Here is a 10,647-nt window from a genome sequence, read left to right on the forward strand (position 1 = left end):
TAGACGGCGCCCCAACCATTGCACGACCACGATCGACCCCATGACAGACAACGCCGCCAACCCCGCACTCCTCGTCGCCGAAGCCGTGGATCGATGCCTCACCATCGCCGAGACCTGGCTCGCCTGGGACGGCACCCCCATCGTGACCGACGGGGCCAACCTGTGGACCCCGGCGAAAGCCGTACGCCGCATCCAGGACCACCTCATCGACCACCTCGCCGAAGTCGAGGCGCTCCTGGCAGGCGCCACCCCGCAGGACGACCACTGGCACGGCCGGATGGTGACGCTGGAGGCCGACTGGGCTCGGTTCACGGAGCTGGACCTGGCCGAGGCCCGCTCCCGCTGGACACGCCTGGGCCAGTCCTACGTGAACCGCTACACCACGGCCCCGGACGCCTGGGATCTGCCGCGCTCCCCCAACTGGACGCTGCGCGGGATCGCCGAGCACGTGTCCGAGATCACCTGGTACGCCGAGCAGGTGGGAACCCTCCGGTTTGGGGACTCGGCCAGGATTCGCTAGAGTTCTCTCGTCGCCGCACACCAGCGGAGACAACGCGGAAGTGGCTCAGTGGTAGAGCATCACCTTGCCAAGGTGAGGGTCGCGGGTTCGAATCCCGTCTTCCGCTCGGAGCTTCCGGCTCGGTGGAGTGGCCGAGAGGCGAGGCAACGGCCTGCAAAGCCGTCTACACGGGTTCAAATCCCGTCTCCACCTCCCAGGACGATTAGCTCAGCGGGAGAGCACTTCCCTGACACGGAAGGGGTCACTGGTTCAATCCCAGTATCGTCCACCACCTGAAACTGCAGGTCAGAAGCCCTGTCCCTCCCCGGAGGGGCAGGGCTTCAGTCGTCAGATGGCGATGAAATGGCGATGGCACTCGACGCAGGGACGGCCCGCCCAGATCGCAGGTGCGGGAACCAGGACACCAGCTTGGCCCGCTCCCCCGGGTACAGCGACGCCAGGGACCGCAGCCAGCGCTCCTCCAGGACGTCCCGAGCTGGCCACCCTCCTGCTCTCGCCCGCTCTCACGGTCGACGAACTACCGCGGATTCGCACCTTGATCGGCGAGGCCGGCGGCCTCGCCGAAGCCGACCGATTTGCTCACCGGCATTTCGAACGCGCCGTCGAAGCACTCGGACCGCTCGCGGACACCGACACCGGACGGACCCTGATCCGACTCCAGGACGTCCTGTGGCCGAACTGAAGACCGACGTCCTCGTCCTCGGCACCGGGATCGCCGGAACGACAGCAGCGTCCCTCCTCGCCGGGCGTGGGCTGTCCACCGTCATGGCCGGGCCACCGACGCGGGAATCCGACGACTACGACGTCCTCCTGACCAACTCGGTCCTCCAGCTGGTCACCCCGGAGCCACTCGGGAGGCCGATCAACACGCTCGAGGTCACCTTCGACCAAACGGCATCGACTGGCTGGACCGACGCTGGGCTGGCGGTCTGCCGGATGACCGATCTCCTCAACACCGCAGCCGACCGCGCCACAGCCTCGACCGGCTCGGCACCATTCCGGCCTACATCGTGAACAGCAGGCAGGACATCGTCGCCTGGAACCGCGCGGCGGCGGCCTTGATCACGGATTTCGGCCTGATGGCGCCCGCCGAACGCAACGCCGTCCGGCTCGCTCTGCGGCTGGCCGGCACCCTGTGCAACGCCGCACCGGCGACGGAAGCGACTTTCGCGCGGCAATCCGCCTCGCAATTGCGGACGGCTGTTGTGAAACACCCCGCCGACCGTGCGCTGGCCGAGCTGATCATCGAGTTCGCCGCCCACGACGCCGATTTCGCCGCCGGCTGGCGTGACCATGACGTGCGCCCCATCCCCCGCCGTCCGCAAGCGGGTGAACCACCCGGTTTTGGGAGAACTGGAACTGGATCGGACAACTCTGCTGTTCCCGGGCGCGGGACACACCCTGGTGATGTACACGGCCGAGCCGGGCAGCTCAAGCGCCGCCGCCCTCGAGCGGCTCTGACGGCTTCCCCGTACCTCACGTACGCGACTCCGGCCGGCCGAGCGCGGCATAGGTGAGGTCGGTCAGGTAGTCGTTCAGGGCGAGGGCCGCGGCGACCGCGGCCGTTTCGTCGCCGTGGGCGATCGATCGCAGCAGGTCGCCGTGCAGCCGGGCTGCGGTTCGCAGGTCATCGGCCACATCGGGCAGGTGGGCGAACCAGAACCGCCGCGACAGCGACTGCAAGGGCGCCATCGCCAGTTCGAGGTACTCGTTCTGCGTGGCTTCGACGATCAGGGAGTGCGACCGTTTGAGCAGCGTGGCGAACTGCCGGACATCGGTGCCTTCGAACGCGTCCAGTTCGGCGACGAGCGCGAGCATCTGCTCCTTCTGCCGGGTCTGGGCGCGGTAGGTCGCGAACCGCGCCGCCATCTCTTCCAGTCCTCGGCGCAGTTCGAGGAGCCGGAAGTGCGCTTCGACGGACACCGCGGCGACGAACACTCCGCGATGCGGGTGGATCTCGACCATGCGCTCCCGGGCAAGCCGCTGCAGCGCTTCACGCACGGGCGTGCGGCCGAAGCCGGTGCGGGCCATCAACCCGGCCTCGGAGACGGCCTCACCCGGGGCAAGGTCCTGGAAGGTGATCATGTCCTCGAGCAGGGTGTAGACCTGTTCGGCCTTGTTGACCTGTTCTGTCACCCGCTCATCATCGCTCATTCCGCAGCAGGGCTGGACATGACCCACCGGCGCCATATACAACCAATATATGAGTGATATGTCGGTTGAATTCCCCGGCTGGCGCCTGGATGCCGCCGCGTCGGACGCGGCGCACCTTCCCGTGCTCGCCGACGTGGACGTGGTCGTCGTCGGTGGCGGAGCCGCGGGCGTAGCCGCCGCGACGGTGTGCGCCGAAGGCGGGCTGTCCGTGGTGATCGTCGAGCGTTACGGCTTCTTCGGCGGTGCGGCGGTGGCCGGGATGTCCGGCACGATCTGCGGCCTCTACCTGGCCACGGAATCGGGCGGGCCGCGACAGGTGGTGCACGGGTTCACCGAGCGCTTCCGCGAAGGCCTCGCCGAGCGCGGCGGCGTCACCGGCCCCCAGAAGTACGGGAAGACCTGGACGGTCGCGCACGATCCGCTGGTCTGGCGCGAGGTCGCCGACGACTTCCTCGAACGCGCGGGCGTGCGGATCCTGCTCCACGCCGCGGTCACCGGAGTCCTCGTCGAGCACGGGCGGCACACGGGCGTCGTGGTCGAATCCAACGCCGGCCGCTCGGTGATCCGGGCCGCGCGCACCATCGACGCGTCCGGGGATGCCGCGGTCGTCGCCCGTGCCGGGCACGCCACGCGGTTCGGGGACGGTGGCCGGATCCAGAACCCCACCATGTTCTTCCGGCTCGGCAACGTCGACCTGCCGGCGTTCCGCGAAGCCTACGGAGAGGACACGATCTGCCCGCCGTGGGTCAGCTCCGCCATCGAGTCTGCCCGCGCGGACGGGCTCGGCCTCCCTCGGTCACACGTCTGGCTGTTCCACACGACCCGGCCCGGTGAGCTGCTCGTGAACGCGACCCGCTTGGTCGGCCGCGACGGGCGGATGCTGAACGTGGTCGACCCCGAAGACTTCACCGAGGCCGAAATCGACGGCAGGCGCCAGGTCCGGGACTACGCCCGGTTCCTGCGGCAGCGGGTGCCGGGATGCGCCGGCTCATTCGTCGTCGACACCGGTGTCGAAGTGGGCATCCGCCAGACCCGCAGCATCGAAGCGGTCGAGGAACTCACCAACGCCGACGTCCTCGCCTGCCGCAAGCGGGCCGACGGGATCGTCCGGTCACCGTGGCCCATCGAGCTGCACTCCGGCGACCGGCCGGAGCTGCGCTGGCTGCTGGACGACTTCTACGAGGTCCCCTATCTCGCCCTGGTGCCGCGGGCCAGCGAAAACATCATCGTGGCCGGGCGCTGCCTCGGGGCGGAGCACGAGGCCCTCGCGTCGGCCCGGGTCACCGCCCAGTGCTTCGAGTACGGCCACGCGGCCGCCGCGGCGACTTTGCTGTCGCTGCGGAAGGACCTGCCGTACCGGTCGGTGTCCGGCGCCGACGTCCGAGCGGCGATGCACGCCGCCGGCAGCAGTCTCTGACCGACATCCGCGAAAGGACCACCTCCGTGACCGGCCTGCCCGACTACGACCCCGTGCGCCCAGGCGCGCTGCGCAGCGAATTCACCCCCGGCAGCACCCGCTGGGCCGTCCGCCGCGCCCAATGGACCGCGCTGGGCCTCGCCCCGGAAGACCAGGGACGCCCCAAGATCGCGATCGTCAACACCTCTTCGAAACTCGGCATCTGCTTTTCCCACCTCGACGGGATCGCCGAAATCGTCGCCGAAGCGGTGTGGGAAGCGGGCGGACTGCCGTTCGAAATCCGGACCACCGCACCACTGGACTTCGTGACCAGTGCCGGCCGGAAGGCCCGCTACCTGATGCCCACCCGTGACCTCATCGTCAACGACGTCGAGGCCGCGGTGGAGGGCGCCGTCCTGGACGGCATGGTGTGCCTTTCGTCGTGCGACAAGACCACCCCCGCGCACCTGATGGCCTCGGCCCGGCTGGACCTGCCCTCGATCATCGTGCCCGGCGGATTCCAAGGGGGTGGCCGCTACGGCGGTTGCTCGGTCGACATCGACACCGTCTACGAATCGGTCGGCGCCGTGCAAGCCGGCACCATGACGGTCGGCGAACTCGGCGAGCTGGCCGACTCGGCGATCCAGGGCCCCGGTGTCTGCGCCGGACTCGCGACCGCCAACACCATGCACGTCCTGGCCGAGGCGATGGGCATGACCCTGCCCGGAGCGGCGCCGATCCGCGCGAACTCCGACCGGATGCGCGCCCTGGCGGCCGACGCCGGCCGCCGGATCGTCGAAATGGTCGCCGCGGGGCTGACCGCGCGGAAGATCATCACCGGACAGGCCATCGAGAACGGTGTCCGGGTGGCGATGGCGCTGGGCGGCTCGGTCAACTGCGTGCGCCACCTGGCGGCCGTGGCCAGCGAAGCGGACCTGGACCTCGACGTCGTGGCCCTGTTCGAGCGGCTCGGCGAAGACACGGCGCAGCTGGCGGCCGTCCGCCCGAACGGAACCCACCAGGTGTGGGATCTCGAACGTGTCGGCGGCGTCCGGGCGGTGCTGCGGACCCTGCTGCCCCGGCTGCACGGTGACGCGCTGACAGTCAGCGGGCGAACCGTGGCCGAGCTTTCCGGCGACGCCCCGGAAGCGGACGGAACCGTACTGCGCCGGCTCGACGACCCAGTGCGCCCGGAACCGGGATTGCTGATCCTGCGTGGCTCGCTGGCGCCCGATGGGTCGGTGGTCAAGGTCGCGGGCGCCGGCACCGCCCGGCGCCGGTTCACCGGCCCCGCCGAGGTGTTCGCGGGCGAGGACGCCGCGATCGCCGCGCTGGGCACCGGGGACATCGCCGAAGGAAGCGTGATCGTGCTGCGCGGGATGGGACCGCGCGGCGGCCCCGGCACGGTCTTCGCGGCGAGCTTCGTCGCTGCCCTCAACGGCGCCGGCCTGGGCGGCAAGGTCGCGGTGGTGACTGACGGCGAGCTCTCCGGCCTGAACCACGGACTGGTCCTCGGCCAGGTCATGCCGGAAGCCGCCGACGGCGGCCCGCTCGCGGGCGTGCGATCCGGCGACACGATCACCATCGACCTCGACGACCGGACCGTCGACACCGTCCCGCTCCGGCACGGGGAACCGGTCACCTCCGGCCGCCCCGCCGAAGAACGGGGCTGGCTCGGGCAGTACGCCGCGCTCGTCGGCCCGGTCCAGCAGGGAGCCGTTCTCCGCCGTCCCAAACCCGCCACACCCCCGTCCGGCCACTGACGCGCCCTCCCCCCAGACCGAAGGAGAACACCGTGTACGCAGCACCCGCCGGCACCGCGCCGGGACAGTCACGGAAGGCGTCGCTCGCGGCGCTGGTCGGCACCGTGCTGGAGTGGTACGACTTCATCGTCTACGGCACCGCCGCGGCCATCGTGCTGAACACGCAGTTCTTCCCGTCGCACGACCCGCTCCTCGGCACCCTGGCGGCGTTCGCCACCTACGCCGTCGGCTTCCTCGCCCGGCCTGTGGGCGGCCTCGTTCTCGGCCGGCTCGGGGATCGCGTCGGGCGGCGGCGGATGCTCGTACTGACACTCGTCCTCATGGGCGTGTCCACCACCGCGATCGGCCTGCTCCCCACCTACGCCCAGGTCGGGGTCCTGGCACCGATCCTGCTGGTCCTGCTTCGGCTCGTCCAGGGTTTCGGCGCCGGCGGCGAGTACGCCGGCGCCGTGGTGCTTTCGGTGGAGCACGCCCGCCCGGACCGTCGCGGATTCGCCGGCTCGGCCGCTCCGCTCGGCTACGCCGTCGCGACCCTGCTCGGCAACGGCGTGTTCTCCCTGTTTCTGTTGCTGCCCGCGGATCAGTTCGCGTCGTGGGGCTGGCGGCTGCCTTTCCTGCTCGGCGCGCTGTGCCTGTTCGTCGGCTATCTCATCCGGCGCACCGTCGAGGAGCCGCCGGTCTTCCACAACACCAGGACAGACCCATCGGCCGGGCGGCCGGGCGGGATCTTCGCCGCGATCCGCCGACACCCGCGCAGTTTCTTCATCGTCGTCGGCACCCGCATGGGCGAGAACGGCTTCGCTTACCTGCTCCCGGTCTTCGGGGTCGCTTACGTGGCCACGACGCTGGGCCTCGGCCGGTCGCTCGGACTGGGGGCGGTCATGATCGCCTCCGCGGTCCAGGCGGTGCTGATCCCGCTCTGCGGGCTGCTCTCCGACCACGTCGGGCGCAAGCCCGTCTACCTGGTCGGCATCATCGGCTCCGTGTGCTGGATGGTCCCGTTCTTCCTGCTCACCGACACCCGCTCGGTGGGTTGGGTGATCGTGGCCTTCGTGGTCGGGCTCGGGGTGTTCTACCCGGCGATGCTCGCGCCGCAGGCCGCCTGGTACGCGGAGCTGTTCGACACGGAGTTCCGCATGTCGGGGTTCGCGTTCTCCCGCGAGGTCGGCTCCGTCCTCGCCGGCGGCCTGGCCCCGTTCATCGCCACCGCGCTCTACGCGTGGGCCGGGCACTGGTGGCCCATCCTCGCGTACATGGCGGCGATGGCGGCGCTGACCGTCGTGGCACTGGCGCTGGGCCCGGAGACGGCCCGGAACCGGATCGGCCGTGAGCAAGCGGCCCGGGTGCCCGAGACCCGATGACTCAGGGCGGCTCCGGCAGTTGCGAGTCCTCTAGGAGATCGGATCGATCGCCGCCCAGGGATCGACGGGGACCACGCGAACACTGCGGCCCAACTCGTCGACGATGCGTCCGTGCACCTTCACCTGCTGGAGCACCACCCGGCGGTCGACGACCGCCGCCGTCGGGTGGTCCCGCACGATGCGCGCCAGCAGCTCGTCGAGGTGCTCGAGCGAGTGCAGACTGACGACCAGGGCCAGGTTCGCCGGCCCCGGTACCCCCGAGCAGTGCCGCGTCTCCGGCATCGCCCCCAGCGCCCGGCCGACCGCCGGGAGATCGCCGTCGGGCACCGACAGCCACAGGAACGCCATCGTGCCCCAGCCGGTGAGCGGGCGTGCGACATCGCAGCGGAAGGTGATGTCCCCATGGCGGTGCAGCCGGTCCAGCCGGCGCCTGACGGCCTGCGGCGAGACGCCCAATTCCGCCGCCAGATCGTGGTAGGAACGCCGCCCGTCGTGGCCCAGCGCCAGGAAAAGCCGCCGATCCCCTTCGCCGAACGGGCGGATCCGCTCCGGTGGTGGCCCGGCCGGTTCCCGCACCTGCTCGGTCCGGACCCGGTTGATCACTCCCAGCCGCCACACCACGCCGCCGAACAGCCCGCTGTAGAGGTGGGAGTGCAGCGTCGTGACGTCGGCGGGGACCGGCAGGGAACGCACTAGCACGTCGGCGATGGCCGCCAGCGAAGGCGCGAGGACCAGCGCGAACACCTGGAACCGGCCAGTGGTCACGCCCACCGTGCTCACGTGCGGCAGCTCGGCCAGTTCGAGCGCGACAGCCCGCGCGGTGCCCGGCCGGCACGACAGTTCCAGCACCGCCCCGCGCATCTGCCGGTCGCTCAGGGCGACCGTCACCCAAGCCGTGCCGTCGTCGACCAGCCGCTGCCATCGCCGCGCCAGCGTGATCGGCGCCAGCTCCAGCGCGTCGGCCAGGCTCGACCAGCTGGCCCGTGGGTTGAGCTGCAGGGCGTCGACCAGCGCGAGATCCGTCTCGTCCAGCACGTCAGGCCGCACAACCCGATCGGCGCCACCAAGCGTCCCGATCGAACATTTCAAGGGTGATCATCGGCTGTTTCCCACCTTTTCGACGCAGGGATCAACGATCTACCGCACAGTACCGGCAAGCGAACGACGACCCACCCAGCTCCGCCGGGCCGACCACGAGGAGTCCGCATGGCCATCGAGAAGGAGGGCGCGGCACCGCCGACCGTCGCGCCACCGGAGCTCTACCGCAGGATCGGGTGGCGCATCCTGCCGCTGCTCGTCATCTGTTACCTGTTCGCGTACATCGACCGGGTCAACATCGGCTTCGCCAAGCTGCAGATGGCCGAGGACGTCGGCATCAGCGAATCGGTCTTCGGACTGGCGGCAGGGATCTTCTTCCTCGGGTACGTGCTGTTCGAAGTGCCCAGCAACCTGCTGCTGCGCCGGATCGGCACCCGCAAGACGCTCTTCCGCATCATGCTGCTCTGGGGGATCACCTCGGTAGCCATGCTGTTCGTGCACGACGCGACCAGCTTCTACGTCCTGCGCTTTCTGCTCGGGGTGTTCGAAGCCGGGTTCGCGCCGGGCATCATCTTCTACCTGACGTACTGGTACCCGCGGGCGCGCACGGGCGCGGCGATGTCGGTGCTGATGATCCCCGGTCCGCTGGGCTCGATGCTCGGCGGACCGGCGTCCTCGCTGATCATCAGCGGACTCGACGGTTCCGCCGGCCTGGCCGGCTGGCAGTGGATGTTCCTCGTCGAGGGGCTGCCCTGCGTCGTGCTGGCCTTCGTCGTCTTGAAGGTCCTGCCGAACGGACCCGGCGACGCCCGCTGGCTCACGCCCGGCGAGCGCTCGCTGCTCGCCCAGGATCTGGCCGGCTCGCACGAGAGCGGGGAGCACCGCTTCCGGAAAGTGCTCACCGACCCGCGGGTGTACGGTCTCGCGTTCGGCTACTTCTGCCTGATCAGCGGCCTGTACGGGGTCAGCTTCTGGCTGCCGACGATCCTCTCGGAGAACGGCGTCCGGTCCGTCGTCGCGATCGGCCTGTGGTCCGCGGTGCCCTACGCGGCCGCGCTGGTGCTGATGCGGGTGCTGGCCCGGCACTCCGACGCCACCGGCGAGCGCCGCCGGCACACGGTCGTCCCGACCGTCGTCGCCGCGGCGGGCATGGCTGTCGCCGCCGTCACCGGCTCGGCCTTCGGCGTCTCGATGATCGCGCTGATCGTGGCCACCGCCTGCATGTGGGGCGCCTACACCGTGTTCTGGTCCGTGCCGGCCACCTTCCTCAAGGGTGACGCGGCCGCGGGTGGCATCGCGTTCATCAACAGCATCGGCCTGCTCGGCGGGTTCTTCAGCCCCACCCTGATCGGCTACGTGAAGGAAACGACGGGCAGCACCGAGATCGGCCTGCTCACGCTCGTCGGCCTGCTCGTGGCCGGCGCGGTCTCGCTGGCGGTCACGCGGGTACGGACGGAGCCCGGCCGGACCGTCCCGGCCGCGAACGGTGCGGAGGTGGCCCGATGACGGACGGCACGACGAGGATCCTGGTCGCCGGGTTCCAGCACGAGACCAACACGTTCGCGCCCACACCGGCCTCGTACGGCAACTTCGCCAACGGCGAGGGCTTCCCCGCCCTGCGCCGCGGCGACGGAGTGCTCGAACTGGAGCCGGTCAACCTGCCGGTCGGCGGGTTCCTCGGGCAGGCCCGCGCCCGCGGCTGGGTGGTGCTTCCCGTGATCTGGGCGGCCGCCGGCCCGTCCGGGCCGGTTACCACCGCCACGTTCGAGCGCATCGCCGGCGAGATCGTCGACGCCGTGCGCCTCAGCCGGCCGGACGCGGTCTACCTCGACCTGCACGGCGCCATGGTCACCGAGCACCACGACGACGGCGAGGGCGAGCTGCTGGCCAGGGTCCGCGCCGCGGCCGGACCCGGCGTGCCGGTGGTCGCGAGCCTGGACTTGCACGCCAACATGTCGGCCCGGATGTTCGACGCCGCCGACGCGCTGGTCTGCTATCGCACCTACCCGCACATCGACATGGCCGCGACGGGGGCGCGGGCCGCCGGCCTGCTCGCCCGGCTGCTCGACGGCGAACGGTTCCGGCTCGCGTGGCGCCGGGTGCCGTTCCTGATCCCGATCAACGCGGGGTGCACCGATCTGGAGCCCGCCCGGGCTGTTTACGGCGGTCTGGAATCCCTCGGCGGAGACCGCACCACGGTGTCGTTCGCCGCCGGGTTCCCCGCGGCCGACATCCCGGACTGCGGACCGGTGGTGTGGGCGTACGGCACCGGCCCGGTCGAGGAGATCGTCGACCGGCTGTACGACGAAGTGACCCGGGACGAGGCGAAACCGTGGCTGGCGTGTCGCTTCATCGCCGAGCGGTTCGGTGAGGGGACTCTGGTGAGGCTCTACCGTGATGCCCAGACAGGTGGCC

11 protein-coding genes, 3 tRNA genes and 1 pseudogene are annotated in these 10,647 nt (G+C 70.5%); 13 read left to right on the forward strand and 2 right to left on the reverse strand.

All coding sequences use genetic code 11. The features are described 5' to 3' along the window. Positions 1–40: 40 nt before the first annotated feature. The 8 genes and pseudogenes from AB0H88_RS44160 (at position 41) to AB0H88_RS44195 (ending at position 1,981) form a co-directional block, all read left to right on the forward strand. Positions 41–520, forward strand: coding sequence for a hypothetical protein (locus tag AB0H88_RS44160; RefSeq protein WP_357654859.1), 480 nt, complete (start codon positions 41–43; stop codon positions 518–520). 34 nt (positions 521–554) lie between these two features. Continuing rightward, positions 555–626: transfer RNA gene (locus AB0H88_RS44165), tRNA-Gly, on the forward strand. 15 nt (positions 627–641) lie between these two features. Beyond that, positions 642–712: transfer RNA gene (locus tag AB0H88_RS44170), tRNA-Cys, on the forward strand. A 4-nt stretch (positions 713–716) separates the two neighbouring features. Beyond that, a tRNA-Val gene (locus tag AB0H88_RS44175) sits at positions 717–791 on the forward strand. Positions 792–1,055: 264 nt separating this feature from the next. Further along, complete coding sequence (locus tag AB0H88_RS44180) at positions 1,056–1,202, forward strand: hypothetical protein (RefSeq protein WP_357654861.1); 147 nt, start codon at positions 1,056–1,058, stop codon at positions 1,200–1,202. Then, positions 1,190–1,534, forward strand: a complete 345-nt coding sequence (locus AB0H88_RS44185) for a hypothetical protein (protein ID WP_357654863.1) — start codon at positions 1,190–1,192, stop codon at positions 1,532–1,534. Before AB0H88_RS44180 ends, AB0H88_RS44185 begins: the two co-directional genes overlap by 13 nt. Next, positions 1,531–1,767 (forward strand): annotated as a pseudogene (locus AB0H88_RS44190) (transcriptional regulator); the annotation flags it as partial. The gene AB0H88_RS44185 and the pseudogene AB0H88_RS44190, both read left to right, overlap by 4 nt. 46 nt (positions 1,768–1,813) lie before the next feature. After that, positions 1,814–1,981 carry a hypothetical protein gene (locus tag AB0H88_RS44195; protein ID WP_357654887.1) on the forward strand — a complete coding sequence of 56 codons (168 nt, stop codon included), beginning with the start codon at positions 1,814–1,816 and terminating at the stop codon, positions 1,979–1,981. 15 nt (positions 1,982–1,996) lie between these two features. Here AB0H88_RS44195 and AB0H88_RS44200 read toward each other — a convergent pair whose 3' ends face one another. Next, positions 1,997–2,656, reverse strand: a complete 660-nt coding sequence (locus tag AB0H88_RS44200; RefSeq protein WP_357654865.1) for a GntR family transcriptional regulator — start codon at positions 2,654–2,656, stop codon at positions 1,997–1,999. 76 nt (positions 2,657–2,732) lie between these two features. On the opposite strand from AB0H88_RS44200, the gene AB0H88_RS44205 reads away from it, so the two are divergent. From AB0H88_RS44205 to AB0H88_RS44215, 3 genes are read left to right on the forward strand one after another with little or no spacing between them, the layout of a single operon-like run. After that, positions 2,733–4,091 carry an FAD-dependent oxidoreductase gene (locus AB0H88_RS44205; protein WP_357654867.1) on the forward strand — a complete coding sequence of 453 codons (1,359 nt, stop codon included), beginning with the start codon at positions 2,733–2,735 and terminating at the stop codon, positions 4,089–4,091. Positions 4,092–4,117: 26 nt separating this feature from the next. Beyond that, a complete protein-coding gene (gene ilvD / locus AB0H88_RS44210) occupies positions 4,118–5,833 on the forward strand; it encodes a dihydroxy-acid dehydratase (protein WP_357654869.1) in 1,716 nt (571 codons plus the stop codon). 32 nt (positions 5,834–5,865) lie between these two features. After that, complete coding sequence (locus tag AB0H88_RS44215) at positions 5,866–7,194, forward strand: MFS transporter (protein WP_357654871.1); 1,329 nt, start codon at positions 5,866–5,868, stop codon at positions 7,192–7,194. A gap of 30 nt (positions 7,195–7,224) precedes the next feature. Here the strand turns inward: AB0H88_RS44215 and AB0H88_RS44220 are convergent, their stop codons facing one another. Next, positions 7,225–8,241 (reverse strand): Lrp/AsnC family transcriptional regulator, encoded by a 1,017-nt coding sequence (locus tag AB0H88_RS44220; protein ID WP_357654873.1) that lies wholly within the window; start codon positions 8,239–8,241, stop codon positions 7,225–7,227. Positions 8,242–8,400: 159 nt separating this feature from the next. Here AB0H88_RS44220 and AB0H88_RS44225 point away from each other — a divergent pair, with 159 nt between their 5' ends. Continuing rightward, positions 8,401–9,738, forward strand: a complete 1,338-nt coding sequence (locus AB0H88_RS44225) for an MFS transporter (RefSeq protein ID WP_357654875.1) — start codon at positions 8,401–8,403, stop codon at positions 9,736–9,738. After that, a partial coding sequence (locus AB0H88_RS44230; protein ID WP_357654877.1) for a M81 family metallopeptidase occupies positions 9,735–10,647 on the forward strand: 913 nt, incomplete at its 3' end. The genes AB0H88_RS44225 and AB0H88_RS44230, both read left to right, overlap by 4 nt.

Origin of the sequence: Nonomuraea sp. NPDC050680, from assembly GCF_040654555.1 — a bacterium.
Taxonomy (GTDB): domain Bacteria; phylum Actinomycetota; class Actinomycetes; order Streptosporangiales; family Streptosporangiaceae; genus Nonomuraea.